Source organism: Plantactinospora sp. KLBMP9567, from assembly GCF_033446045.1.
Taxonomy (GTDB): domain Bacteria; phylum Actinomycetota; class Actinomycetes; order Mycobacteriales; family Micromonosporaceae; genus Plantactinospora.
In genome coordinates this window covers 47,305-73,872 of the sequence record NZ_JAWQRR010000063.1, presented here as the reverse complement: position 1 = coordinate 73,872, position 26,568 = coordinate 47,305, and the positions used below count along the sequence as shown (strand labels likewise).

The 26,568-nt window shown below is 71.8% G+C and carries 23 protein-coding genes; 12 read left to right on the top strand and 11 right to left on the bottom strand.

The window, feature by feature from the left end:
* Positions 1–76: 76 nt before the first annotated feature.
* The 3 genes from R6Y94_RS42965 to R6Y94_RS42955 form a co-directional block, all read right to left on the bottom strand.
* Entirely contained in the window at positions 77–1,513 is a 1,437-nt protein-coding gene (locus tag R6Y94_RS42965) for a carbohydrate-binding protein (protein ID WP_318402993.1), read from the bottom strand.
* 112 nt (positions 1,514–1,625) lie between these two features.
* Positions 1,626–2,369, bottom strand: a complete 744-nt coding sequence (locus tag R6Y94_RS42960; RefSeq protein ID WP_318402991.1) for a YidC/Oxa1 family membrane protein insertase — start codon at positions 2,367–2,369, stop codon at positions 1,626–1,628.
* A gap of 220 nt (positions 2,370–2,589) precedes the next feature.
* Positions 2,590–2,961 (bottom strand): DUF6412 domain-containing protein, encoded by a 372-nt coding sequence (locus tag R6Y94_RS42955; RefSeq protein ID WP_318402989.1) that lies wholly within the window; start codon positions 2,959–2,961, stop codon positions 2,590–2,592.
* A 259-nt stretch (positions 2,962–3,220) separates the two neighbouring features.
* On the opposite strand from R6Y94_RS42955, the gene R6Y94_RS42950 reads away from it, so the two are divergent.
* Positions 3,221–4,381, top strand: a complete 1,161-nt coding sequence (locus R6Y94_RS42950) for a glutamate--cysteine ligase (RefSeq protein WP_318403004.1) — start codon at positions 3,221–3,223, stop codon at positions 4,379–4,381.
* A complete protein-coding gene (locus R6Y94_RS42945) occupies positions 4,374–5,744 on the top strand; it encodes an FAD-dependent oxidoreductase (protein WP_318402987.1) in 1,371 nt (456 codons plus the stop codon). Before R6Y94_RS42950 ends, R6Y94_RS42945 begins: the two co-directional genes overlap by 8 nt.
* On the opposite strand, the gene R6Y94_RS42940 is transcribed toward R6Y94_RS42945, so the two are convergent.
* Positions 5,681–8,557 carry an ATP-binding protein gene (locus tag R6Y94_RS42940; RefSeq protein ID WP_318402985.1) on the bottom strand — a complete coding sequence of 959 codons (2,877 nt, stop codon included), beginning with the start codon at positions 8,555–8,557 and terminating at the stop codon, positions 5,681–5,683. The genes R6Y94_RS42945 and R6Y94_RS42940 overlap by 64 nt on opposite strands.
* 400 nt (positions 8,558–8,957) lie before the next feature.
* On the opposite strand from R6Y94_RS42940, the gene R6Y94_RS42935 reads away from it, so the two are divergent.
* A complete protein-coding gene (locus tag R6Y94_RS42935) occupies positions 8,958–10,097 on the top strand; it encodes a hypothetical protein (protein ID WP_318402983.1) in 1,140 nt (379 codons plus the stop codon).
* Positions 10,098–10,525: 428 nt separating this feature from the next.
* On the opposite strand, the gene R6Y94_RS42930 is transcribed toward R6Y94_RS42935, so the two are convergent.
* Entirely contained in the window at positions 10,526–12,625 is a 2,100-nt protein-coding gene (locus R6Y94_RS42930; RefSeq protein WP_318402981.1) for a tetratricopeptide repeat protein, read from the bottom strand.
* 293 nt (positions 12,626–12,918) lie between these two features.
* The gene (locus tag R6Y94_RS42925) at positions 12,919–13,086 is read right to left on the bottom strand and encodes a hypothetical protein (protein ID WP_318402979.1); all 168 of its coding nucleotides are present in this window, start codon (positions 13,084–13,086) and stop codon (positions 12,919–12,921) included.
* A 271-nt stretch (positions 13,087–13,357) separates the two neighbouring features.
* On the opposite strand from R6Y94_RS42925, the gene R6Y94_RS42920 reads away from it, so the two are divergent.
* The 5 genes from R6Y94_RS42920 (at position 13,358) to R6Y94_RS42900 (ending at position 16,719) form a co-directional block, all read left to right on the top strand.
* Positions 13,358–13,513, top strand: coding sequence for a hypothetical protein (locus R6Y94_RS42920; protein ID WP_318402977.1), 156 nt, complete (start codon positions 13,358–13,360; stop codon positions 13,511–13,513).
* A gap of 151 nt (positions 13,514–13,664) precedes the next feature.
* Entirely contained in the window at positions 13,665–14,264 is a 600-nt protein-coding gene (locus R6Y94_RS42915) for a DUF1707 domain-containing protein (RefSeq protein WP_318402975.1), read from the top strand.
* A 492-nt stretch (positions 14,265–14,756) separates the two neighbouring features.
* Positions 14,757–15,116, top strand: coding sequence for a GntR family transcriptional regulator (locus R6Y94_RS42910; RefSeq protein ID WP_318402974.1), 360 nt, complete (start codon positions 14,757–14,759; stop codon positions 15,114–15,116).
* Positions 15,113–16,030, top strand: a complete 918-nt coding sequence (locus R6Y94_RS42905; RefSeq protein WP_318402972.1) for an ABC transporter ATP-binding protein — start codon at positions 15,113–15,115, stop codon at positions 16,028–16,030. Before R6Y94_RS42910 ends, R6Y94_RS42905 begins: the two co-directional genes overlap by 4 nt.
* Complete coding sequence (locus R6Y94_RS42900; RefSeq protein WP_318402970.1) at positions 16,027–16,719, top strand: ABC transporter permease; 693 nt, start codon at positions 16,027–16,029, stop codon at positions 16,717–16,719. Before R6Y94_RS42905 ends, R6Y94_RS42900 begins: the two co-directional genes overlap by 4 nt.
* 66 nt (positions 16,720–16,785) lie before the next feature.
* Here R6Y94_RS42900 and R6Y94_RS42895 read toward each other — a convergent pair whose 3' ends face one another.
* Both R6Y94_RS42895 and R6Y94_RS42890 read right to left on the bottom strand, forming a co-directional pair.
* On the bottom strand, positions 16,786–17,619 hold the full coding sequence (locus tag R6Y94_RS42895; protein ID WP_318402968.1) for an Fpg/Nei family DNA glycosylase: 834 nt from the start codon (positions 17,617–17,619) through the stop codon (positions 16,786–16,788).
* A 32-nt stretch (positions 17,620–17,651) separates the two neighbouring features.
* Positions 17,652–18,062: a VOC family protein gene (locus R6Y94_RS42890; protein ID WP_318402966.1), complete on the bottom strand. Its 411-nt coding sequence runs from the start codon at positions 18,060–18,062 to the stop codon at positions 17,652–17,654.
* A 142-nt stretch (positions 18,063–18,204) separates the two neighbouring features.
* Between R6Y94_RS42890 and R6Y94_RS42885 the strand changes: the two genes are divergently transcribed.
* Together R6Y94_RS42885 and R6Y94_RS42880 are read left to right on the top strand one after the other, a co-directional pair.
* On the top strand, positions 18,205–18,585 hold the full coding sequence (locus R6Y94_RS42885; protein WP_318402964.1) for a hypothetical protein: 381 nt from the start codon (positions 18,205–18,207) through the stop codon (positions 18,583–18,585).
* A 38-nt stretch (positions 18,586–18,623) separates the two neighbouring features.
* Positions 18,624–19,763, top strand: a complete 1,140-nt coding sequence (locus tag R6Y94_RS42880) for an epoxide hydrolase (protein WP_318403003.1) — start codon at positions 18,624–18,626, stop codon at positions 19,761–19,763.
* Between the two features lie 4 nt (positions 19,764–19,767).
* On the opposite strand, the gene R6Y94_RS42875 is transcribed toward R6Y94_RS42880, so the two are convergent.
* From R6Y94_RS42875 to R6Y94_RS42865, 3 genes are read right to left on the bottom strand one after another with little or no spacing between them, the layout of a single operon-like run.
* Complete coding sequence (locus R6Y94_RS42875; protein WP_318402962.1) at positions 19,768–21,498, bottom strand: ABC transporter ATP-binding protein; 1,731 nt, start codon at positions 21,496–21,498, stop codon at positions 19,768–19,770.
* Positions 21,495–23,318, bottom strand: coding sequence for an ABC transporter ATP-binding protein (locus R6Y94_RS42870; protein WP_412103010.1), 1,824 nt, complete (start codon positions 23,316–23,318; stop codon positions 21,495–21,497). Before R6Y94_RS42870 ends, R6Y94_RS42875 begins: the two co-directional genes overlap by 4 nt.
* 28 nt (positions 23,319–23,346) lie before the next feature.
* On the bottom strand, positions 23,347–23,481 hold the full coding sequence (locus R6Y94_RS42865) for a hypothetical protein (protein ID WP_318402960.1): 135 nt from the start codon (positions 23,479–23,481) through the stop codon (positions 23,347–23,349).
* Between the two features lie 142 nt (positions 23,482–23,623).
* Between R6Y94_RS42865 and R6Y94_RS42860 the strand changes: the two genes are divergently transcribed.
* Both R6Y94_RS42860 and R6Y94_RS42855 read left to right on the top strand, forming a co-directional pair.
* A complete protein-coding gene (locus R6Y94_RS42860) occupies positions 23,624–25,687 on the top strand; it encodes a glycosyl hydrolase family 28-related protein (RefSeq protein ID WP_318402958.1) in 2,064 nt (687 codons plus the stop codon).
* Between the two features lie 177 nt (positions 25,688–25,864).
* Complete coding sequence (locus tag R6Y94_RS42855) at positions 25,865–26,506, top strand: hypothetical protein (RefSeq protein ID WP_318402957.1); 642 nt, start codon at positions 25,865–25,867, stop codon at positions 26,504–26,506.
* Positions 26,507–26,568 lie beyond the last annotated feature (62 nt).

The following is a 26,568-nucleotide window of genomic DNA, read 5'->3' as shown; positions in this document are numbered from 1 at the left end:
CCCGGACCGGTCCTGACCGCCCGCACGAGGCCAGCGGCGGATCGTTCCCGGGTTCAGTGCCGGAAGGTGGGAGGTTTCAGCGCCGGAAGGTGAACCAGTTGAGGTTGGCGAAGTCCGCCGGCTGCCCGCTGCTGAAGGTCAGATAGACCGTACGGACCCCGGTCACCGCCGAGACGTTGCCGGGAATCGACTGCCAGCTCTGCCAGCCGCCGGTGTTACCCATGGCGAAGCTGCCCAGCACCGGACCGGTCGGGCTGTCCACCCGGACCTGCACCAGGCCGCTCACCCCGCCACCCGCCCCGGAGGCGACCCGGGCCACGAAGTCCCGGGGCGGCGTCGAGCCGAAGTCGACCCGGTCGTACCGGACCCAGTCACCGTTGGCCAACCAGCCGATGTTCTGGCCGCCCTCGCTGCACGCCTCGACCGCGACACCCTGCTGCCCGTTGAACGCCTCGCCTTGGATGGTCGAGTACGCGCTCACCGTGCCGCCCGGCGGCGGAGTGGTCGGCGGCGGGGTCGTCGGCGGGTTGGTCGGGTTGGTGCCCCCGCCCCGGCTGTACACCGCGACGTAGTCGACCAGCATCGGCCGGCCGGAGACGGTCGCGGAGGTCGGGGTGGTGCCGCCGGCCACGCCGTTCGGGAACGAGCCGCCCATCGCGACGTTGAGCAGCAGGAAGTAGCCGGCGTGGTCGGTCATCTGCGACCAGTACGAGCCGACCTGGGTCTGGGTGACGGTGTGGTAGTGCTGGCCGTCGACGTACCAGCGCAGTTGCTGCGGGCTGACCGAGGCGTCCCACTCGAACCGGTAGGTGTGGAACGTCGACTGGCAGGTCGAGCCGGGGCAGGCCCGCTGGGCGCCGATGCCGTTGAACTCGTTGCACGGCCCGCCGGGCGCGACCCCGCAGTGCAGTACGCCCCAGACCGAGTTGATGCCGTTGACGTTCTCCATCACGTCGAACTCGCCGATCCCGGGCCAGTTCTGGTAGTTCCCCCGGTACGGCGCGCCGAGCGCCCAGAACGCCGGCCAGTAGCCGGCCGCCTCCGCGCCGGTCACGTTCGGCATCTGGATCCGGCCCTCGATCGCCAGCACGCCGCCGGCCGGCGCCTTGAAGTTGGTGCGGACGGTCTCGATCCGGGACGAGGTCCACTGGCCGGAGGCGTTGCGGATCGGGGTGATCCGCAGGTTGCCGCCGCCGTCGTGGCTGACGTTGGCGGTGCTGTTGGTGTAGGTCTGGATCTCGCCGGTGCCCCAGTTCGGCGGGCCGCCGGGATAGCTCGTGCCGGTGTCGATGATCCAGTTCGCCGACGAGGGCAGCGTGTTGGCGGCGCCGGTGAAGTCGTCGCCCCAGACCAGGCTCCAGCCGGAGGCCGGGGGTGGAATGGCGGCGCGGGCGGTCACGGTCACCGTGCCGAAGACCGTGGCGAACAGGGTGGTCACGGCCACCAGCAGGGCGAGGCGGCGTCTGGTGGTCCGGCCGGTGAGGTCCGGCCGGGCGATCCCGGTGGTGTTCATCTGCGGGCCTCTCTACAGGGGACGGGGAGCCCTACGGGGACGGGGAGCCGAGAGAGCGCTCTCTCAGGAGTTGTACGTCCCGGGCCCCCGCGTGTCAACACTTGTCGATGCGCTACCCCCGCCGCAGTACCACCTGTTCCAATCCGGTCCATGCGGTGGTGGTGACCAGATACAGCACCGCCGCCAGCGGCAGCACCAGGGCGACCAGCACGGTCCCGTACGGCAGCAGCGGCAGCAGCCTGGCCAGTACCGCCGCGCCGGGCACCTCCGCACCGCCCGCCGAGGTGTCGGCCGGCCCCGCCAGGCCCGCCGCCCGGCGCATCCGCCGGGAGGACCACCAGGCCAGCAACACCAGCAGTCCAAGCAGTACGCCGAAGACCGGCCCGGCCGCCCCGGCCAGCCCGTCGCCGAGGTGCTGCCCGAGCGGCACCCCGTACAGCCGCTCGGCGAGCAGTCCGCCGGCACCGGCGGCCGGGCCGGCGTCGCCCGGCACGGCGAACAGCCGGTACATCAGGAAGAAGAACGGCGCCTGGGCCAGCACCGGCAGGAAGTTGCCGAACGGCGAAACGCCGGCCTCCCGGTGCAGCGCGACCAGTTCGGCCTGGAGCCGGGCCGGTTGGTCGCGATGTCGCCGCCGGAGTTCGAGGATCCTGGGCGCCAGGGCCGCGCGGCGCCGCTCGCCCCGGATCTGCGCCCAGCTCAGCGGCGAGATCAACAGCCGGATCCCGATGGTGAACAGCACGATGGCGGCGGCGGTGGCGCCGGTCCCGGCCAGCGGTTCCACCGTGGCGGCGAGAAGTGTGACGACGTGTGCGGCGGCGTCGACAGCGCCGTCGAGTGGTGCGAAGGCAAGCATGGCAGAACCCCTCGGCTCGATTCCGGAACGCCGGACGGGGCTCGCCCCCGGCCGGGCGGGACGGCCCGACGCCGGAACCGCCGCCGAGGCGCCGGGGCGGCTCCGTCCCGCTCGCAAGAGCGTCCGGAACGGAGCCGCCCGGGCGCCTGGCGCGGAAGCGGGCGTACGGGCGGGTTACGCGGAACGGAATCGACCGGCGTGGCAGCGGACGGTGCTGCCGCTAACCGGCCGAGGGGTGTACCGAGGGCGCCCGGGGCCGGGGTCGGCCGGCGGCGTCCGGATCGAGCTGGCGGGGCGTGCGGAACCGACGGGACCGCTGCCGGATCGTGGCGGTCTGGCCTGCCTGGTCGACGTCGGCGTCCCGAACGGCCGGCAGGCGGCCGGCCAGGGCGACCGCGAGCAGGGACGCCGCGGCCAGCACCGCGGCACCGGCCAGCGCCTCGACCGCCGGGCCGGTGGGCGCGCCGACCTGGACCAGCGCGTACGCCAGCCAGCCCAGCAGCACCGCCGCCCGGCCGGGCGGGCCCGCCCGGCCGGGGGTGGAGTGCAACGGTGTCGCCGGCACGGTGCCCAGGCTAACCAGCGCGGGCAACCATTCACCTTCCCCGCCCCGGCAGTCCGACCGGATGCTCAGCCGCCGATCGGCCGTTCGGAATTGTGCGGGCTGACCAGCACGTCACCGCACGGCCGGACCCCGACCCGGCACGGCGTCGCCACCGGCCGGACGCCCCCTACCGGGGCTGATGCCGCGAATGGCGTCCCGGGGAGTTTTCCGGCATCGACACTGAGGGTAATGAGCTACCTGTCGCGGTAGCGACACTGTTCCAATCGAATAATGGGCGGTGATGGTGATGGTGATGGTCGACGAGATGGCCGCACCGGTGAGACCTGCGCCGAACGCCGGACCAGACCCGCTGACGGTCGGGGTCGAGGAGGAGTTCCTGCTCGTCGACCCGGCGACCGGGGCGGCGGCACCTGCGGTCGAGGCGGTGCTGGCCGAGGTGCCGGACGACCTGCGCGGGCAGGTGCAGCACGAGTTCCAGACCAGCCAGATCGAGATCGGCACCCCGCCCGGGCTGGAACTGAGCGCGCTGCGGCACTCGCTCGGGCTGCTGCGTACCGGGCTGGCCGACGCGGCCGAGGCCGCCGGCGTACGCCTGGTCGCGGTCGGCACCGGCCCGGTCGACGGTCCGGTGCCGCCGCTGGTGGACAACCCCCGGTTCCATCAGATGATCGAGCGGTTCGGGCTGCTGGTCCCGTCACCCGGGGTGAACGGCATGCACGTGCACGTCGGGGTACCCGATCCGGAGATCGCGGTGCAGGTGCTCAACCACCTCCGCCCGACCCTGCCGATCCTGCACGCCGCCACCACGAACTCGCCGTTCTACGCCGGCCGGGACACCGGGTACGCGAGCTGGCGCTCGGTGCTCTGGGAGCGCTGGCCGTCGGTGGCGCCGACGCCCTGGCTGGAGTCGCACGCGCACTACGAGCGCCTGGTCGACGACCTGATCGGCACCGGGATGATGCTCGACGAGGGGATGCTCTACTGGTACGCCCGGCTGTCGTCGAAGTATCCGACGGTGGAGATCCGGATCGGCGACGTCTGCCCCGAACTCGACGACACGATCCTGGTCGCGGCGCTGATCCGGGCCCTGGTCGACACCGCGCTGGCCGACATCGCGGCCGGGCTGCCGGCGCCCCGGGTGCCGCACCACATGCTGATGGCGGCGCACTGGCGGGCGGCGCACGACGGCCTCGAAGGGCTGGCCGTCGACCCGGTCGGTGGCGAACTCCGGCCCGCCTGGCACCTGATGCGCCGGCTCTTCAACCGGCTCCGGCCGGCCCTCGAACGGCACGGCGACCTGCCGGTGGTCACCTCGCTGCTGAGCCGGTTGCAGGCGCACGGCACCGGCGCCGCCCGGCAGCGGGCCGCGTACGCCAGGCGGCACGAGATGTCAGACGTGCTGGACGACCTGATCCGGCGTACCCGGGGCAGCGCTGCCCATGGCTGAGAAGCTGGTGGTGGTGGGTGGCGACGCGGCCGGGATGTCGGCCGCGTCGCAGGCCCGACGCCGCCGGGACGCCGCCGACCTGGAGATCGTGGCGTTCGAGCGCGGCCACTTCACGTCGTACTCGGCCTGCGGCATCCCGTACTGGGTGGGCGGGCTGGTCGACGACGCCGACCAACTGGTCAGCCGGGATCCGGCCACGTTCCGGAAGGACTTCCAGGTCGACGTACGGCTCCGGCACGAGGTGGTCGGCATCGACCTGGACCGGCGCGAGGTGGTGGCCCGGGACCTGGAGAACGGCGGGCGCGAGGCCCGGGAGGGCTTCGACCAGCTCGTGTACGCCGCCGGAGCGGTACCCGTGACTCCCGACTGGGCCCGCACCGACGCGGCCGGGGTGTTCGGGGTGCAGACCCTGGACGACGGCGCGGCGCTGATCGACTGGCTGGACGGCGATCCGGCGCCCCGCAACGCGGTGGTGGTCGGCGGCGGCTACATCGGCGTCGAGATGGCCGAGGCGATGATCCAGCGCGGCCTCTCGGTCACCCTGGTCGAGCGGAGCCCGGAGCCGATGTCGACCGTCGACCCGGACATGGGCGCCCTGGTCCGGAAGGCACTCTGCGGGCTCGGCCTGGAGGTACGCAGCGGGGTCGGCGTGACCGGGCTGGAGACCCGGGACGGCCGGGTCACCGCGGTGGTCACCGAGAACGGCACGCTGCCGGCCGACCTCGTGGTGCTGGGTCTCGGGGTACGCCCGAACACCGCGCTCGCGGCCGAGGCCGGGCTGCCGATCGGCCCGACCGGCGGGATCCGGGTCGACCTGCGGATGCGGGTGGTGGACACCCCCGGCGTGTGGGCGGCGGGCGACTGCGTCGAGTCGGTGCACCGGGTCTCCGGCCAACCCGTCTTCGTGCCGCTCGGCACCCACGCCAACAAGCAGGGCCGGATCGCCGGGATCAACATCGGCGGCGGGTACGCCACCTTCGCCGGGATAGTCGGCACCGCCGTGACCCGGGTCTGCGACCTGGAGGTGGGGCGTACCGGACTGCGCGAGGACGAGGCGGCGGCGGCCGGCTTCGAGTTCGTCGCCGTACGGGTGGAGTCGACCAACCGGGCCGGCTACTTCCCCGGGGCGAAGCCGATGACGGTGAAGCTGATCGTCGAGCGGCGCAGCGGGCGGCTGCTCGGTGCCCAGATCGTCGGCCGTTCCGAGGCGGCGAAGCGGATCGACGTGCTGGCGGTGGCGCTGTGGAACCGGATGACCGTGGACGAGATGGCCGGCCTCGACCTCGGCTACGCGCCGCCCTACGCCCCGGTCTGGGATCCGGTGCTGGTCGCCGCCCGCAAGGCGATCGAGGCGATCCGCTGAGCCGGCGGCAGCGGGGCCACCACGTTCTCGATCTTCAGTAGCCGGTCGAGCACCGGGTCCAGGTCGGATCCGGTGAGTTCACCGATGATCCCCAGCGCCTCCAGGCAGTGGTCGTACGAGGCCGGCAGGTCGCCCCGGGCCAGGAAGGTGTCGGCCAGCACCGCGAGTCCGGCCGCCCGACGCCGTGAGTCGGCGATACCGTCGCTGAGCGCGATCGCCGCGTATGCACGCTCCAGGGCTGCCGGATAGCGTCCCAGCGCGCGCTCCGCGTCGGCGCCGGTGACCAAGATGTCGCAGCGGGTTGCGTCGTCCCGGGCCCGTTCCTGGAGCGCCAAGGCCAGTTCGCAGTGCCGCAGCGCGCCCTCCGGGTCGCCGGTCCGCAGCCGCAGCGCCGCCAGCCGCTCGTGGGTCACCGCCTGATCGCGCCACGCCCCGAGTCCTTCCCGGATCACCAGCGCCTCCTGGTAGCAGGCGGCGGCCTGATCGTACCGGCGCAGTTGCTGCTGTGCGTCGCCGAGCCGGTGCAGGGTCGCCGCCTGGCCGAGCAGATCCGCGCTCTCCCGGCAGCCGGCCAGCACCCGTTTGAAGATTTCTATCGCCTTGCGGACCTCGCCGGTCTTCAGGTGCACATTCGCCAGATTGTGCGAGCAGACGTTGACGGGACCCGTGGCGCCGATCCGCCGGGCCAGCCGCAGTCCTGCCTCGAAGCCACTGGCCGCCCGGTGGTAGTCGTGCAGCGCGAAGTAGGTCCAGCCGAGATTGTTGAGCGTGCCGATCTGCCCGATCTGGTGCCCGTCCGCCTCGGCGGCCGTCAGCGCGATCTGGTGCATGACCAGCACGTCGTCCTGGCGCCCGTACCGGCCGAACGCGTCGTGGATCGCACCCGGGATCTGCCATGCGTGCCGGTGGAACCCGTTGTCCGCGGCCGACCGGACCACGGCGGCCAGGTTCGCACGTTCTGCCTCGCACCAACGCTGGGCCTCGGCGTCGCCGTCGAACCGCAGCGGCTCGACCGTGTCATCGTCTGGCAGGTCCGGCACCGGGGGACGGTGCGGAGACAGTACCCGGGCGGCGTTGACCGCCGACAGCAGGTACCAGTCGAGCAGACGCCGCAGCGCGGCCCGACGGCATTCGGCGGGCTCGTCCTGCTCGGCGCGGTGCGCGGCGTAGCGGCGGAGCAGGTCGTGCAACCGGTACCGGCGGGCGGTGTCGTGGTTGACCAGGTGCCGCTTGGCGAGCGCATCGAGCAGCCGTTCCGCCGTCCTGGGCTCCGCTCCGAGCAGCGCGGCTGCGGCCGTCGGACTGACGTTCCGGCCGGGATGCAGTCCCAGCAGCCGGAACAGCCGGCCCGCCGGCGGGTCGAGTTCCCTGTACGACCAGGCGAAGACCGTGCTCAGCTTGGCGTCGTCCTCCTCGTCCTCGTGGCCGTCCGGGGAGTCCAGCAGCCGGCCCCACAACTCGTCGACGAGGTCCGCGATGCTGGCCCGGGACCGGGCGGTGATGTGCTCACCCATGATCCTCAGTGCCAGCGGTAACCCGTCGGAGAACTGGGCCAGCGTCTCCACCGGTCCAGGTTCGCCCGCGGCTCGGGCCGTGCCGATCACCCGGCTCAGCAGCGTACGGCGATCCTCGTCGGAGAGCGGTGGCACGGTGACGCTCGGAATGCCCTGCCGGATGGTCAGGCTCATCAGCCGGTTGCGGCTGGTCACCACCGCCATACAGCCCTCGGCCGTGGGCAGCAGGGGGCGGACCTGGTCGGAGTTGCGGACGTTGTCCAGCACGATGAGCATCCGCCGACCGGCGAGGAGTTGGTTGAACCGCTCCCGGCGCTGCTCACCGCCGGCCGGGACGCGGTCGGCCGGGACGCCCAGGGCGCGCAGGAACCGTCCCAGGGCGTCCTCCGGCGACACCGGCGGGGTAGGCCCGTACGCGTCGGCGCTGAGCCACAGCTGACCGTCCGGGAAGCGGTCGCGGTGCCGGTGCGCCCAGTGCACCACGAGGGTCGTCTTGCCCACCCCCGGCATCCCGTTCACCACCACCACCTGGCCGCCGGGCGCCGGTGTCCGCACCGTCGCGTCCAACTCGGCCAGCACCGTGCGGTGGCCGGTGAAGTCCGAGATGTCGGCGGGCAACTGTTGCGGCGGGCGAAAGGCCCCCGGCTCGTCCGGATCCGGACCGGCGGACCCGGCACGGGCGGGCCGACTCCGTTTGCGTAGGGCCGGCAGATCGATAGTCGGTTCGGCCCGCAATTTCCGCCGGTATCGATGCCGGAAATCGATCGAGAAGCGCCGGGCCTCGTCCTCGCGTCCGCTCGCGTAGAGGGCGGTGATCCAATAGCGCGCCAGGGTCTGATCGACGTCGTAGGTCAACAGCAGCGGTTCGAGTCGGCGGAGCACCACGTCGTAGCGGCCAATTCGGCTGTGGCTCTCGGCCAGCAGCTTCTGTGCCGCGAGAAAGCTTTCTTTCATGGCCCGACGGATGTGTTCGGAGCGGGCGCTCCGAAGATCGGCAAGTGGTTCGTCTCGCCAGAGGTCCACCGCCGCGCACAGCACTGCCGCCGACCTTTCGTGATCGCCTTCGTCAACAGCGGTGCGGGCGTCGTCGAGCAGGCGGCGGAATCTGTGGTAGTCCACCAGAGCCGGATCGATGTCGAGCCGGTACGCCTCCACTCCCGGCGTCCGGACGAGGGCGTTCGGCAGACCCGTTGCCTTCAGCACCGCGCGGCTGCGGCTGACCAGGGCATGCAGGTTCCCCCGACAGCCATCGATCGGGCGGTTTCCCCACAGGTGATCGACAATCGCGTCGACGGGCACCGGGGAACCTGCGTGATAAAGGAGTACGCCAAGGAGACCGCGTTGTTTCGCCGCGCCCAGCGACACGGGGTGCCCGCCGACGCCCAACGCTGTGGGGCCGAGTATCACGAACTCCACGGGCGTCGTCCCTCCGTCGGACCGACTTACCCTTCATCAGTTTCTTCCCGACCACTTCGGCAGCCAAGGGCGATTCCCATCGTCAAACTTCCGACATTCCGCTATGTGGACGTTGCAAGCCGACTGCAAGCCACACTGCAAGCGGGTCGGCAACATTGTCGCCGACTCTCTCACCGTCCACGTCGAGACGATGGGAGAGGATGAGATGAATGCCCATGAATGGTCACGGGTACCCATTGGCATCGAGGCGTCCCGGTGGGTTACCCGAATTGGCTGCCGCAGTGTGTTGATCGTCGCACACACCATTGCCAGCTGTCACCGACTACTGGACGTCGTCGAACTGCTGGAGGAGGATCCCCGGATCCAGACGGTCTTCACCGTCCCACCGGACGCGTTCAACCGCGGCGTTGCCCGGCACCTGCACCGGATCGGTGCGCTCGTGCTGCCCTGGCCGCAGGCCGTACGGGAGGAGTTCGACCTGGCCCTCACCGCCGCGTACGGCGGCTTGGCGGACCTGCACGCACCGGTGCTGGTGATGGCGCACGGGGCCGGGCACGGGAAAACGACCCGACCGTCCGGCCGGCGCGGACCGGCGCTGGCGACGGCGCCGGTGTACGGGCTCGACCCGCAGCGGCTGACCCGCAACGGCGAGGTGTTGCCGTCCGCGATCGCGCTCTCCCACGAGCACGAACTCGACATCCTGCGCCGGCAGTGTCCGGAAGCCGTGCCGGTGGCGGTGGTGGCCGGCGACCCGTGCTTCGACCGGCTCGTCGCGAGCCTGCCCGAGCGGGGTCGGTACCGCCGGGCGCTCGGTGTCGACGACGACCAGGAACTCGTGGTGGTGAGTTCGACCTGGGGCCGGACGGGCCTGTTCGGGAACCGGCCCGACCTGCTGCCACTCGTCATGGATCAGCTTCCCCGGGAACGGTTCCGGGTGGCGGCGTTGCTGCATCCGGCGGTCTGGTGCGCGCACGGTCACCGGCAGGTACGCGCCTGGCTGCGGAGTTGCCGGGAAGCCGGGCTTATCCTGCCCGGTCCGGAGGACGACTGGCGCAGCGTGGTCGTGGCCGCCGACCATGTCATCGGCGACCACGGCTCGGTCACCACGTACGCGGCGGCGCTGGGCCGCAAGGTCCTGCATCTCGCTCCCGGCCTGAGCGCCGTGACCGCCGGTTCGGCCCAGGAGACGGTGATCGGCGCCGCCGAACGGCTCGATCCGCGCCGGCCCGTGCCCGACCAGCTCCGCTCGGTACGCCCCGTGGACCAGGCAGCGGTGGTGGCCCGGCTCACCTCCCGGCCGGGCCGGGCGGGCACCCTGCTCCGGCAGACCATGTACCGGCTGCTGCGGCTCGACGAACCGGGGCGGCATCGCCAGCCGGCGCCGGTGCCGGAGCCACGGGTCCGGTCGGAGCGCTCGTCGTGAACGAGGTGCCGGAGCCGGTGATCGGGTGGATCGGTCTGTCCGGGGTCGGGCCCCGGCGGGCAGCCCTGGCGGACGTACTGGTCGCCCTGGCGGACCACAGGTGCCCCGCCGACCGCTGCACGGACCTCTTCGGCCGGTACCCGGGCTTGACGCTGGTGCTGTTGCTGCCCGGTGATGTCGGAACCGCGTCCCCCGGCCCGGCCCGCGATGCCGAGCACCGCACCGGCGCCCGCGGTGGACGGCCCTCCGGCACCGGGCTCCGACTCGACGCCGGACTGCGCGACGGCCTGCTGCTGACCCTCTCGCTCGACGAGCCGATCCACCCCACACCGTCCCGGGACGGCCCGCCCCGGCCTGATCCGGTACGGGTCGAGGAGGTTGCCGGCTGGATCTACGCACACTGGTCGCTCGGCGTCGACCTGGCCGGTTCAGCCGGACGGAGGTTGGCTGCGATCGCCGGGCTCCGGCTGCACGCCCGGACCGCCCGCTGGTCCTGCCGGCGACGTCGGCCCGCCTCCGCCCGGGCTCCGGCCCAGCTCGGCCAGGTACCGATCGACCTCGACCGCTCGTGACGAACCCAGCCGAACGAAGATCTCCCGCGCTCGCTGAAAATGCCGTCGCGCGGCGGCGGAGTCCCCCTGCCGCCGCACGACACGTCCGAGCTGGCCGAGCGCCTCGGCGTACTCGTGATCGGAGCCGAGGCCGCGCATCCGCCGGGCCGCCTCGGTCGCGGCTCGCTCAGCCCCGGTCAGGTCCCCGGTGCTGAGCAGCGCACCGGCCAGGGCGATGAGGACCCGCGCCCCGTTGTACGGGTCGACCGTGGTCAGCCCGGCGAAGATGCCCTCGGCCTCCCGCAGGAACCCGATCGCCTCGCCGGGCCGGCCGAGTTCGGCGAGCAGGGTACCCAGGTTGATCAGGGCGAGCCCGGTGTTCCGGTCGTCGCCGAGCTCCCGGTTGGCCCCTACCAGCCGGCCGAAGAGTTCCACCGCTTCCGCCGCCCGCCCCGACTCGCGGTACAGCGCGGCGAGGCCGGCCTCGGCGTCGAGCCGGCCACGGACGTCGCCGGCCTGCTGGTAGCGAAGGATGGCGTCCGTGGTGTGCCGCTCCGCGCCCTGGTGGTCACCGAACTTGGTGAGCACCCGTCCCAGCCGCTTCAACATCTCCGCCTCGGCCCACCGGTCACCGCAGGCCCGGGCGGACTCGACACCGCACCGATCAACCCGCAACCGGTCGACATAGTGCTTTCTATACAGAAGGAGTGGCCAGACCACGTCCGAGAGCTGCCAGGCAAGCTTGGCGTGGCCGCGCCGTAGGGCCTCACGTCCCGCCGCGAAGAGGTTGAGCCGTTCGCGGTCCAGCCACGTCAACGCCGCCTCCCGGTCCGGGAACCGGGGCAGGTCGCCGGGCCGGCTGACGAAGTCGTACGGGAGCCGGCGGCGGTAGGGGGTCAGCACCAGGTCGGCCCGTGCCGCGGCCGCGAAGTACCACTCCAGCACTGCACACACCACGAGCCCGCGCGCGGATTCGGTCTCGTCCGTCTCCACCTTCTGCCGGGCGTGCAGGCGAAGCAGGTCGTGGTACCGGAAGCGATTCTCGCCGATCTCCTCCAGCAGGCTCGCCTCCAGCAGGGTCTCCACCAGATCGGTCGCGGCCGGTGTGCCGTACTCATCGCGGTCGGCGGACTCGTCCGAACGGCCGGCGGGCGGACGGTCGGAGCCGCCGGGCCCGGTGGACGGGTCGGCGGATCTCTCTGCGCCGCCGTCGTCCGCGGCGGGCGCCGGCAGCACCGCCGCGACCACACCGATGCCGAACTCCGATCCTGGGTGCAGCGCCAACCGCCGGTAGACCGCCGCCGCCTCGGCCGGCAGGGACCGGTACGACACGTCGAAGGTCGCCTGCACCGAGAGCCCGTCCACCCGGGACAGTTGGCCGATCCGGTGCGCCTCGGACGCCAGGTCCCGCGTCATCCGACGTACCGAGAGTCGCGGTCGGGCGGCCAGTCGGGCGGCGGCGACGCAGAGGGCTATCGGCAATCCTCCGCAGATCTCGGCGAGTCGGGCCGCCTCGTCGGGCTCGTGATCGATCAGGTCGCGCCCGGCCGCCCGGGAGAGCAGGAGGATGGACTCGGCCGGCCGCAACGGAGCCAGGTCAACCAGCCGGGCACCGTCGGCGACCAGACCGACCAGACGGGCTCGGCTGGTCACCAGCACCTTCGAGCATCCGGCCGGTAGCAGCGCCCGTACCTGAGCTGCCGAGTGCGCGCTGTCCAGGAGCACCAGGAGGGTACGGTCGGCGGTCATCGAGCGGTACAGGGAGCACCGCTCGGCAAGCGTGACCGGCATCCGTTCCGGTGGCGTGCCGAGCGCCCGGAGGAGTTCGCCCAACGCCTCGCCCGGATCAACCGGATCACCGGCGCCGAATCCATTGAGGTCGACATGGAGTTGCCCGTCGGGGAAGAAATCCCGCGCATTTTCCGCCCATCGGACCGCCAATGCGGTCTTGCCGACGCCACCGGGACCACTGATCACCACAAGCGCGGGTCCGTCCAGGCACAGAAGAGTATTCAGTTCGGCCAGTTCCCGCGCCCTGCCGACGAAGTTGGCGGTCGGAGCCGGAAGCTGACGCGGAATTGTCGTCGGATTTCCAGGAGCTTCATGAATATGTACTCCGCCAGCGATGGAACCGGCCTGAAGGCTTGGCCCGTACACCGTTCCCGACATGCTGTTCGAGCTTCGCCAACCACGCGGCCGCAGGTCGTTCGTTCGACCGTCTTTATCGGACCACTGCCGCACCGGCACCTCCGGAGATCGACGTGAACGGTTCAGAACGAGACGTTGCCCCGGATGTCCCGGGCCTGCACGACTCGCTCGCGGTCCCGCAACAACCGGTAGAGCCGACCCAGTGCACCGCCGCCGCCGTCGACGATCAGCGCCTCTCCGCCCTTGGCCGCCAACGCGGTGGCTACCGCCAGAACAAGTTGATCCTGCATCGGCGTCTCCGACATCATCCGACAAGGTCGCGCCCGGGGCGATGAATGATCAAAACGATCCATCTCCTCGATCGCCCCGGTAGCCAACAACCTACCGCCCACGCACCCGTCATCCCGCCACGAGGACGAACGGAACGACTATCCCCACGGAGCGCGCAGAATGCACAGCTAATTGACTCAGTTAGATTTGAAATGCAAAATGCCACCATCTCGACCGAGACACGGCCATCCCGATGGAAACGCCATGGAAGCGTGCTGTACGGTGCACACCGTGCACAACTCGATCATGCTGGTCGCGGACCTCCTCGCTTTCGTCACCGGGGGCACGTTCTCGGTTACTCACTGCACGAAGTGGACCGCAGAATGGATGGACTGGCTGGCGATCGGTCTTGAATCACTAAAAGTGACGAGCGCATCGCTCTTCTAATAGTCCGGTCGCGAAGGTAACCAGAGACTTCCGGCCACCTCGTCGACCACCGCCGACTCGGAAAACACCCCTGGCCAGCCGAATTGGCCCGGATCAGTCGGCCAGCGATGTCGGCTGCCCGGCGCCGTTCACTGCCGATAGAGTATGCCGCGTGGAGCAGGAACCCCAGGACGACGCCGACCGGATCCGGGTCTCCGACCGCGAACGGGAGCAGGTCGTCGAGTTGCTCGGCTCGGCGGCCGCCGAGGGCCGGCTGACCCTGGACGAGTACGCCGATCGCGCCGCCGCCGCACACGCCGCGAAGACCCGGGGCGAACTGGCCCGGCTCACCGACGACCTGCCGACCGACTCGGCGACCGCTCCACTGCCGGCCCGCCTGGCGGAGTCCGCCGTGGCCGGGCCGGCTCCGGAACGCGTGGTCGCGATCTTCGGCAACGAGTCCCGCAAGGGGCGCTGGCCGGTGCCGGCCCGGCTGGAGGCGCGTTCAATCTTCGGCGACTGCCACATCGAGTTGCAGGACACCCACCTCCCACACCGGGTGGTCGCGATCGAGGCGACCGCGATCTTCGGATCGGTGACGATCTTCGTACCGGAGGGGGTGGAGGTCCGGCTCACCGGTACGGCGGTCTTCGGCAGCAAGGAATCCAAGCTGCGCGGCACCGCCCCGCCCGGCGCCCCGGTGCTGGAGGTGCGCTCCAGGGTCGTCTTCGGCTCGGTGACCGTACGCCCGCCGAACCGCCGCCGATACTGAGAGCCCGACGGGTAGCGGGAATTCTCCTCGGCCCATCAGCGCCTTTCGGTCCTGGAACGTCGCGCCGTCCGCCCGGACGCTGCGGGCGGTGACGCCCCGGACCAGGTTTCCCAGAGCGCCACCTCGGCCCGCGCGACCACCACCAGTCCGACCCGACGTCCGCCCGACAGCGGGTGGTCCGCGCCCGAGTCGCCAACGGCACCGCCATCAGTCCCGCCAAGCCCCGTCCCTCCGCCCACCTCGCCAGTTGCGCACCGGTCCGGAGAGCAGCGTCCCCTGCATGCCGGAGAGCAGCACCCCCGACGGTGACCGCCGCGCCTGGGCCCCGGCGGCTCTGCGGGATGTGGCCGGGGCGACGCCGGGTGTCGACTCCCCGACCTTGACAGGGAGGAGTGTCGGTTGCATGGTTAATTACATGAGTAGTGAACCCACTAAGCTGAGCCCGGCCGGCCCGCCGTCCGGGCTTCGGCGGGCGGCGGGCGGGTCCGGCTGATGGAGGACGGGCGACCGATCTTTCTCCAGATCGCCGAACTGATCGAGAACTCGATCATCGACGGCACGCTCGCCGAGGAGGGCCAGGTGCCCTCCACCAACGAGCTGGCGGCCTTCCACCGGATCAACCCGGCGACCGCGGGCAAGGGCGTCAACCAGTTGGTGGACGACGGGATTCTCTACAAGAAGCGAGGTATCGGCATGTTCGTCGCCACCGGTGCCCGGGCGAAACTGCGGGACCGCCGCCGCGAGGAATTCGCCCAGCAGTTCCTGCACCCGCTACTCACCGAGGCGAGCAAGCTCGGCATCGACGCCGACGAACTGAAGCGCATGATCGACCGATGGGAGCAGGGGCGATGAGTACGGTGGTGCGCGCCGCGCACGTCACCAAGCGGTTCCGCGACGTCACCGCCCTGGACGACGTCAACTTCACCCTGGAGGAGAACCGGATCCACGGCCTGCTCGGCCGCAACGGGGCCGGCAAGACCACCCTGATGCAGATCATGACCGGGCAGTTGCTGGCCAGCTCGGGTGAGCTGACAATCGACGGAAAGCCGCCGTACGAGAACGAGGCGGTGATGTCCCGGGTCTGCTTCATCAAGGAGAGCCAGACCTACCCGCAGTACTTCAAGGTGCGGCATGCCCTGGAGTCGGCCCGGCTGCTCTTCCCCGGCTGGGACGAGGACTTCGCACAGGCGCTGCTGGCGGACTTCCGGCTACCGCTGGGCCGGCAGGTCCGGAAGCTGTCCCGGGGCATGCACTCGATGCTCGGCATCATCATCGGGCTCGCCTCCCGGGCCCCGCTGACCCTCTTCGACGAGCCGTACCTCGGACTCGACGCCGTCGCCCGGCACCTCTTCTACGACCACCTGCTCACCGACTACGCCGAGCACCCCCGGACCGTGGTGCTCTCCACCCACCTCATCGACGAGGTCGGCGAACTGCTCGAACACGTACTGCTGCTGGACCAGGGCCGGATGCTGCTGGACACCACCGCCGAGACGCTGCGCGGCCAGGTGGTCACGGTCGCCGGACCGGTCGACGCCGTGAACGAGCTGGCCGCGCGCAACGAGGAACTGCACCGCGAAACCCTCGGCCGGTACGCCCGGGCGACCCTGCGCGGCAGTTTCGGCACCGCCGAACGTGCCCAGGCGAAGGCGCTCGGGCTGGACCTGGAAGCGGTCTCGCTCCAGGACATCGTCATCCGGCTCACCACCGCACAGGCCCGGTCCGGCGGCGCCGCCACCGGTACCCGGAAGGAGACCACCCGATGAACCGCGTGCTGACCGTGACCCGGGTCCAACTGGTCGGCTGGCAGAACACCGTCGGCTGGCCCTGGCTGCTGCTGGTGATGATCTTCGCGGTGAACTACGGCATCTTCCTGGCGATCGGTGACATCGACGAGAGCCCGACGACGGGTGCCCTCATGTCGATCTACATCGTCGTCTTCGTCACCAGCATCAACTGGATCACCCAGCTACTGCCGTTCAGCATGGCGCTGAGCGTGATCCGGCGGACCTTCTACCTGGCCACCGCGCTCTTCCTGGTGGTCCAGTCCGTCGCCTTCGGCGTCCTGCTCTTCCTCTGCCAACTGCTCGAGAACGCCACCGGGGGCTGGGGGATCAACCTGCGCTTCTTCGGCCTCAACTTCATCGACCAGCAGAACCCGCTGCTCCAGATCGCGATCTACACCATGCCGTTCATCCTGCTCGGCTTCCTCGGCATCTTCGTCGCGGTCTTCTACAAGCGGTTCGGGTTGACCGGGATGTGGCTGCTGAGCACCGCCACCCTGCTCGTGCTCGCCAGCCTCGCCGTGCTGCTCACCTGGCTCGACCTCTGGTCCGGCATCGGAGGCTGGCTGACCGACCAGCCGATGGCGGCCTGGTTCGTCGGCTGGCCGGCGCTGCTGGCCGCCCTGCTCGCCGGGGCCGGCTACCTGACCATCCGCCGGGTCACGCCCTGACCATCCGCCGCGTCACGCCCTGACCGGCCGGCGGAACACCGGGCCTCTGCCACGCAGGGGCCCGGTTCAGCGCTTGGCCCGGGACCGGCGCGGTGCCCGCTGGCAGCGGGGACACCAGTACGAGTTGCGGCCGGCCTGGTCCGCCCGGAGGACCGCGGTGCCGCAGAGATGGCAGGGCAGTCCGGCGCGGCGGTAGACGTACACCTCGCCGCCGTGCCGGTCGACCCGCGGTGGCCGGCCCATCGCCTCGGGCAGATGCTGGGGGTGCACGGTGTCGATCCGGCCCGTCTCGACGGCGGCCGACATCAACTCCACCAGGTCGGCCCAGATCTTCCGCCAGCCGTCCGGGGTGAGGTCCCGCCCGGGGGTGGTGGGTGGCAGGCCGGCCCGGAACAGCGCCTCGGTGACGAAGATCAACCCGGTACCGGCCACGATCGACTGGTCGAGCAGCAGCGCGAACAGCGGGGTGGGACTGCGACGGATCCGGGCGTACGGCGCCTCCGGGTCGGCGTCGGTGCGCAGCGGGTCGGCGCCGAGCCGGGCCCGCAGCGCCTCGACCTCGGGCGGGGACAGCAACTCGCAGGCGGTCGGGCCGCGCAGGTCCAGCCAGTACAGGTCCGTGCTCAGCCGCAACCGGACCTGGCCGACCGGCGCCGGCGGCTCACCCTCCCCGTCGGCGAACTTCCCGTAGAGCCCGAGATGTACGTGCAGCGCCTCCCCGCCGCCGTAGTGGTGCAGCAGGTGCTTGCCGTACGCCTCGGTCTGCTCGAGTACGGCCCCGGAGAGCAGCGCGGCTCCCTCGGCGAACCGCCCCTGCGGGCTGCTGGCCAGCACCTTCTCCCCGCCGAACAGCTCCTGGTGCCGAGCTGCCAGCCGGTGGATGGTGTGACCCTCGGGCATGGTTGCCAAGCATAGACAGCCGCCCGTCCGGCTCAGCCGCGCGGCGGGGAGATGTTGACCATCCAGGAGATGCCGAACCGGTCGACGCAGGCGCCGAACTCGTCGCCCCACATCTGCCGTTCCAGCGGCACCGAGACGATGCCGCCGTCGGAGAGCGCGGTCCAGTAGCCGCGCAACTCGTCGCCGTCGTCCCCGCTCAGGCTCACCGTGATGGTGTTGCCCGGGATGTAGTCCATCTCGGGTGGCACATCCGATCCCATCAGGGTGAACCCGCTGTCCGTCTCGAGCATGGCGTGCATCACCTGGTCGGCCTGCTCGCCCTCGGTGCCGAACTCGCCGAACGTGTTGAGCGCCAGCATGCCGCCGAAGACACGCTGGTAGAACTCCATCGCTTCCCGGGCGTTGCCGCTGAAGCTGAGGTACGGGTTGAGTCGAGTCGGCACCGGATGCTCCTTGGTCGCGCGGAAGAACCGTCGTCGGGGACTAACGACAGAACGGGTTCTCGGGTTCCAGTCGCGGCAGAGGCAGCGTCACCATCGTCAAGTCAACTTGACGTCAAGGTGATCTGACGGCAGGGTGGATCCCATGACCACTCCCGACGAGTTGGAACAGCGGTTCACCCTGCTGACCGCCGCCGCCCGATACGACCAGCTCCGGCTCCGGGACGCGCTCGCTCCGGCGACCGGCGACCCGGACGACGACACCACAGCCGACCCGGACGCCAGGCCGCTGAGCCGGGAGGAGGCGTTGGAGTTGCTCGCCCTCGGCGAGGTGATCATGCGCAAGGCGAGCTACGGCCGGCAGTTGACGGTCCGGACGGCCCGGGCGACCGGCGCCTCCTGGACGCAGGTCGGCGCCGCCCTCGCCACCAGCAAGCAGTCGGCCTGGGAGACCCACGCCCGCTGGCTCGGCGAGCAGGAGGCCGCGATCGCCGAACCCGCGCGCACCGACGCAGAGCGGTCGTGAGCCGCGGCGGCGACCCGAGGGTCCGGGTCGACACGGCCGTGCGGCCGTACCGGCTGCGGGTGGCCGATGCCGACCTGGCCGACCTGCGCCGTCGGCTGGCCGAGACCCGCTGGCTGGTCGAGGTCCCGGACACCCCGTGGCGGCGCGGGGTGCCACTGCGCTATCTCAAGGGACTCGTCGAGTACTGGCGAACCGGCTACGACTGGCGCCGGCAGGAGGCCCGGCTCAACGAAATACCGCAGTTCACCACCAGCATCGACGGGGCCACCGTGCACTTCCTGCACGTACGCTCGCCGGAGCCCGGCGCGCTGCCGCTGGTGGTCACGCACGGCTGGCCGGGGTCGATCGTGGAGTTCCTCGACGTGCTCGGGCCGCTGCACGATCCCCGCCGGTACGGTGGCGACCCGGCCGACGCCTTCCACCTGGTCGTACCCTCGATTCCCGGCTTCGGGTTCTCCGGACCGCTGACCGAGCCCGGCTGGGATGTCGGCCGGGTCGCCCGGGCCTGGGCCGAGCTGACGCGCCGGCTCGGCTACCGGCGGTACGGCGCGCAGGGCGGCGACTGGGGCCACGCGATCAGCCGGGAACTCGGCATTCTCGACCCCGCGCACGTCGTCGGGGTGCACCTGAACACCCTGCTCACGCTCCCCTCCGGCGACCCGGCCGAGGAGGCAGCGCTGACCGAGGCGGACCGGGCCCGGCTGGACCGGCTGTTCCGGGCCGAACCGGAGATGTCCGGGTACGCCAGGATCCAGCGAACCCGACCGCAGACCCTGGCGTACGCGCTGACCGACTCGCCGGTCGGGCAGCTCGGCTCGATCGTGGAGGAGTTCAAGGAGTGGACCGACTCCGCCGACGTCCCCGAGGACGCCGTCGACCGGGACCTGCTGCTCACCAACGTGATGCTCTACTGGCTGACCGGCACGGCCGGCTCCTCGGCCAACTACTACTACGAGGTCGCGCATCCGGCGGCCGACCCGGGCCCGCGCCGGCTGACCGTGCCGACCGGGGTCGCGGTCTTCGGCGCGGACGTCGCCGCACCGGTACGCCGGCTCGCCGAGCGGGACAACAACATCGTGCACTGGACGGAGTACGACCGGGGCGGGCACTTCGCCGCGCTGGAGGAGCCGGATCTCTTCGTCACCGACGTACGGACCTTCTTCGGGGCGCTCCGCTGACGGGTCAGCCGTGCCAGGAGCGCCAGAGGGCGGCGTACGCGCCGTCGGCCCGGAGCAGCTCGTCGTGGCTGCCCAGCTCGGTGATCCGGCCGTCCGCCATCACCGCCACCCGGTCCGCGTCGTGCGCGGTGTTCAGCCGGTGCGCGATCGCGATCACCGTACGACCGGCCAGCACCGCACCCAGCGCCCGCTCGGTTCGCCGGGCTGTGGTCGGGTCGAGCGCGGCGGTCGCCTCGTCGAGGATCAGCGTGTGCGGGTCGGCGAGAACCAGCCGGGCCAGCGCGACCTGCTGCGCGTCGGCGGGACTCAGCTCCCGGGCGCCGTCCCCGAGTTCGGTGTCCAGGCCGTCGGGCAATTCGGCGTACCAGTCGGCACCGACCGCGACCAGCGCGGACCGCATCTGTGCGTCGGTGGCGTCCGGGGCGGCGAAGGCCAGGTTGTCCCGCAGCGAACCGAGGAATACGTGGTGCTCCTGGGTGACCAGGGCGATCCGGCGACGCCGCTGCGCCGGGTCGAGGTCGGTGACCGGGCAGCCGCCGAGATCCACCTCGCCGTGCCGAGGGCGGTCGATCCCGGCCAGCAGCCGGGCCAGCGTCGATTTTCCGGCCCCGGACGGGCCGACGATGGCCAGCCGTTCGCCGGGCCGGACCGTCAGGTCGATGCCGTGCAGCACGTCGGGGCCGTCGGCGTAACCGAACCGCGCGCCCCGGACCTCGATCTCCCGCCCGCCCGGGGTGGCGCCATGCGCACGCGGCTCCGGCGGCACCTGGCCGACGCCGAGCACCCGGGCGAACGAGGCGACGCCGCGCTGTGCCTGCTCCATCCACTGCAGGATCTGGTCCAGCGGGCCGATCGCCTGTTGCAGGTAGAGCGCGGCGGCGACCACCTCGCCGAGGGTGACCAGTCCGTTGTCGAGACAGAGGCCGCCGACGAGCAGCACCGCCGCGATCGGCAGCGGATAGCTCGACTCCACCACCGGATAGAAGACCGAGCGGAGCCGGAGGGTACGCCGCCGGGCCGCCCAGACCTGCCCGATCCGCTCCCGGCCGTGTGCCACCCGTTCGTCGGTGAGCCGGAGCGCCTCGACCGTCCGGGCGCCCTCGGCGGTGGTGGTCAGGGTCTCGGTCAGCTCCGCCGAGGCGGCGCCCTCGGCGAGGTACGCCGTGGAGGCCCGGCGCAGATACCAGCGGGTCACCGCGACGATCGACGGCAGCCCGGCGAGCGCGGCGACGCCGAGCACCGGGTGCAGCAGGAATATCGCCCCGAAGAGCAGGGTCAGTTGCGCCACGGCGATCACCGCCACCGGCACCACCTGGCGGACCGTGACCCCGACTGTGGCGACGTCGACCGAGCTTCGGGTCGCGAGGTCCCCGGTGCCGGCCCGCTCGACGACCGAGACCGGCAGCGCCAGCGTCCGCCGGACGAACTCCTCGCGCAGCCGGGCCACCGCGCGCTCACCGAACCGGTGGCCGGCGTACTGGGCGTACCGGGAGAGCACGGTCTGCACCAGTACGCAGCCGACGATCGCCAACGCCAGCCGGTCGATCGTGCCGGTGCCGGCGCCGGCCACCACGTTGTCGACGATGATCCCGAGCAGCCAGGGCGCGGCCAGCCCGGCGACGGTGGCCGCGACGTGCAACACCAGGATGACGGCGACCGCGCGCCGGTCCCGGCCGATCAGGTCACCCGCCGCCCGGCGGACGGTGGCCAGGTCCGCCACCGGCAGTCCGGTCACCGTCGCGCCCCCTCGCCGTCGGCGGACCCGCCGGCCGCGACCGGCTCGCCGTCCCGGGAGACCAGCGCCCGGTAACCCGGGTCGCGGTCGAGCAGCTCGGCGTGGCTGCCGACGTCGACGATCCGTCCGTCGCGCAGGTGCGCCACCCGCTCGGCGTGCCCGAGCAGCAGCGGCGAGGTGGCGAGCAGGATCGTGGTGCGACCGGCCCGGGCCGTCCGGAGCCGCTGGGCGATCCGCGCCTCGGTGTGCGCGTCCACCGCCGAGGTCGGGTCGACCAGGATCAGCACCTCCGGCTCGACCAGCAGCGCCCGGGCCAGCCGTACCCGCTGGCGCTGGCCGCCGGAGAGCCGGCGGGCCCGGGTGTCGATGGGGGTGTCCAGCGCCTCGGGCAGGGCGTCCACCACGTCCTCGGCCGACGCGACCCGCAGACCGGCCCGCAGACCGGCGTCGGTATGCCACCGTCCACTGTGCAGGATCTCCCGCAGGGTGCCGGCGAAGAGGTAGGCGTCGTGGTCGGCGACCAGGATCCGGGCCCGCACCTCGGGCAGCGCGATCGCGGTCAGCGGCACGCCGCCCCAGGTCACCTCGCTGGGGACGTACCGGCCGAGCCGGTCGGCCAGGGCTATCGCCTCGGCCGGGTCGGCGGCGGCGACCCCGATCAGCCACCCGGCCGGCACGGTCAGCCCGGTGACCGGATCGTGCAGGTCGGCGGGGCCGGTCGGGGCGGCCCGCTCCGTCGCGCCACCGAGGCCGTCCCGGGTCGCGCCACCGACGTTGTCCGAGGCCGCGCCAGCGACACCGTCCGGGATCGAGCCGGTGACGTCGTCCGGGGTCAGCCGGAGCAGGGCGATGATCCGGCGGGCGGCCACCCGGCCCCGGATCATCATCCGGCTCCCCTCCATCAGGAACCAGACCGGGACGACCAGCACCGCGACATACCCGTAGACGGCGACGAGCTGCCCGACGGTGATGTCGCCGTCTACGGCCATCCTGGCCGCCAGCCAGACCACGGCGGCGAGGAAGCCGGCCGGGATCGCGGCGGTCAGCGCCTCGAGCCAGCTACCGACCGCGCCGACCCGGTAGCCCTCGTCCCGCAGTTCCTCGGAGCGGGCCGCATACCGGTGGGCGAACAGGTCCCGGCCGCCGACCCCGACGAGCACGCGCAGCCCGGCGACGATGTCCCCGGCCCGGGTGGTGAGGATCCCCTGCCGCTGCCGGTAGCGGGACTCGGCCCGCTCCAACCGGCGCAGCAGCGGCCCGATCAGGACCGCGACCGCCGGCACGCCCAGCAGTACGCAGATGGCGAGCAGCGGGGAGACCGACCAGAGGACGACCGCGATGACCGCGTACGCCACGATCGCGCCGACGCCCGGCCCGGTCAATGTCAACACGTGCGAGGTGTTGGCGATGTCGGACCCCCCGACGGTGGCAACCTCACCGGCGGCGAGCTTGCGCGGCAGTACCGCACCGATCCGGGAGAGCTGCCGTAGCAGTACGGCGGCGGAGCGCCCGCTCGCGTCCTCCCGGATGAAGGTCATCGTCCGGTGCCGCTGGATCCCGAGCTGGGCCAGCCCGAACCCGGCGACGACGATCGTGGCGACCCAGAACAGCAGGGCATGCGTGTCACCCGTCCGCAGCCCGTCGTCGATCGCCCGGGAGACGAGGTACGGCCGCAGCGACAGCCCGACCATCCAGGCCGTGCCGAGCAGGCTGCCCCGCAGCACCCGGACGGGTTGGCTACGCACCAGCCACCAGATGTAGCGCAGTGGCCCCCGGGTGTCCGGCACCCCCGGATCCGGGTGCGGGAGCTGCGGGGGCACGCCCTCAGGCTACCGACGGACCGAAGACCTACCCACTCATTTCGGCGGCAGCGCCGGAGGCGAACTCCGAGGCGTTGCCGCCCCGGGCGGCGATGGCGGCCAGCGGCGCGTCGGATTCCCGGAGCAGCCGGGAGGCATGGTCCTCCGCCACCAGGTCAGGCACGCCAGCGACGGCCGAGGCCGGGCGAACCCGGGGCGAGACCATCCTGATCCCCGCAAGTGCCGCGCGATACGCGACGAACCGCCGATTGTTTGTGGACAGTTTTCTGCAATAACATGACGACCCCCAGAGAAACGAGTCCCCGATGTCACGGAGCACCATCGGAGTTCCGGCACGACGGTCCGGGCGACCGTCCCGCTGGCTCGCCACAGCGACCCTCATAGGAATCGGCGTCTCGGCCGTCGGCGCCGGCACCCCGGCCACCGCCGCCCAGCCGACCGGCCGCACCGGTCCCGCCCCGGTCGTCACCCGGGCCGGTCTCGACCCCGCACTCGTGACCGGCCGGGGCGCCAGCGTCGACTTCCTCGAACAGGAGGCGGAACACGCCCGGACCACCGGCGCGGTGATCGGCCCGGACCGGACGGCGTACACGCTGCCGGCAGAGGCGTCCGGCCGATCGGCGGTGCGGCTGCACCCGGGGCAGTACGTCGAGTTCACCCTGCCGAAGGCAGCGAACGCGATCACCGTGCGCTACAGCATCCCGGACGCGCCGGACGGTGGCGGGATCACCGCACCGCTGCACGTCACGGTGAACGGCAAGGCTCGGCAGACCATGACGCTGACCTCGCAGTATGCCTGGCTGTACAACCAGTACCCGTTCAGCAACGACCCGGACGCCGACCTGCTGCACCCGGACTGGTGGATCACCGAGTGCTCCTGCGTACCGGCGGCCACCACGCCGTTCCCGACGATCGGCAAGCCGTTCCGGCCGATGCACTTCTACGACGAGCAGCGGCTCCGGCTCGACCGGACCTACCGGGCCGGCGACAGGGTGCGCCTCACCGCGCCGGCCGGCAGCAACGCCGCCTGGACCGTGATCGACCTGCTCGACTCGGAACTCGTCGGCCCGCCGACGGTACGGCTGTTCGCCGCCAACGTGCTCGCCTTCGGTGCCGACCCGACCGGCCGGCGGGATTCCGCTGACGCGATCGACCGGGCGATCGCCTTCGCGAAGCGGACCGGACTGACGGTCTACCTGCCGCCGGGGACGTACCAGGTGAACCGGCACATCATCGTCGACGACGTGACGATCGAGGGCGCCGGGAACTGGTACACGGTCATCAAGGGCCGCCAGGTGGCCCTGCCGGAGCCGGCGCCGGACGGCTCGGTGCACACCGGGGTCGGCTTCTACGGCAGGGACGCGGCCGACGGCGGCAGCCGCAACGTGCACCTCTCCGGCTTCGCGATCTCCGGCGACGTACGGGAGCGGATCGACACCGACCAGGTGAACGGCATCGGCGGCGCGATGAGCGACTCGACCATCGACGGCCTGCACATCCGGCACACCAAGGTCGGCATCTGGTTCGACGGCCCGATGCGGAACGTCCGGGTCACCAACAACGTCATCGTGGACCAGATCGCCGACGCGCTGAACTTCCACACCGGGGTCACCGACTCGGTGGTCCGGAACAACTTCATCCGGAACACCGGCGACGACGCCCTGGCGATGTGGTCGGACAAGGTGCCGGACGCCCGCAACACCTTCGACCGGAACACCGTCCAGACCCCGACCCTGGCCAACGGAATCGCCCTCTACGGCGGTACCGGCAACACGGTCTCGAACAACCTGATCGCGGACCCGATCCGGGAGGGCAGCGGCATCCAGCTCGGCTCCCGGTTCGGCGCGGAGCCGTTCGCCGGCACCACCTGGATCAGGAACAACACCGTGGTGCGGGCCGGGACCTACGAGCTGAACTGGAAGATCGGGCTCGGCGCCATCTGGATCTACGCGCTGGAGGGGGACATCGACGCGGACATCCAGGTGACCGGCGACCACTACCTGGACAGCACCTACAACGCGATCATGCTGGTCAGCGAGTTTTCGGTGAAGGACCTCCACCAGATCAACGGGGTGAAGTTCACCGACATCCGGGTCGACGGCACCGGTACCTCGGTGGTCAGCGCCCGGGTGGCCGGCGGGGCGTCGTTCTCCAACGTCGACGCCCGCAACGTCGGCGCGGTCGGGGTGAACAACTGCGGCTCGTTCAACTTCCCGCCGACCGGCTCCGAGTTCCGGCTCACCGACCTCGGCGGCAACGACGGCGGCGGCACCACCGGCCCGTGGCTGGCGCCGTGGCTCCTGCCGAACACCATCACCTGCGACGACCGCCCGCCGGTCGTCCCGCCACCACCGCCGTCCCGCTGGTAGCACGCCGCGCGGGCGTCGGGGGTACCCGTCCCTGGGCGGGCGTCCGGGGCACTGTCCCTGGGCGCCCGTCTCTGGCCGGCACGACGTGCCGCGTACCGTGGGGTCGTTCCTCGCCGGCCCGATCACCGGGCCACGCCGGCCCGCGACCCGGGCCACGACCTCGCGGAAGGCCGTCCGATGCTGATCCCCGCCCGGTTCAACGGACCGCCCGGCTCCGGCAACGGCGGCTACTCCGCCGGCCTCTTCGCGCACGGCGAGAACTGCGAGGTCACGCTCCGGATGCCGCCGCCGCTGGACACCCCGCTGTCGCTGCTCGACTGCAAGGTCCGCACCGCCGACGGCACCGTCGTGGCCGAGGTCGCGTCGGAGGTCGAGGTCGACACCGTGGTCCCGCCGATCGGGTACGCGGACGCGGTCGAGGCCGCCAAGGGGTACCCGGGATTCGCCGACCACCCGTTCCCGACCTGCTACGTCTGCGGCCCGGACCGCACCGACGGGTTGGGCATCTTTCCGGGGCGGATCGCCGACGGCAGCACCGCCGCCCCGTGGACCGTCCCGGACGACGTCGCGCCCGCGACGATCTGGGCGGCACTGGACTGCCCCGGCGGATGGTCGGTGATCGGGGCCGGCCGGCCGTACGTGCTGGGCCGGATCGCCGTACGCCTGGACCGGCTGCCCGCCCCCGGCGACGAGTGCGTGGTACGCGGCGCCCTCGCCACGTCGGAGGGCCGGAAAGCCCTGGTACACACCACTCTGTACGGCCCGGACGGCGCCGAGTTGGCCCGCGCCCGCGCCACCTGGATCGCCCTGCCCACCTGAGGAAGCCAGGAGGGCAGGACGTCCGAGTCAGCGGACGAGGTGGTCCTGACCGCCGAGGAGTA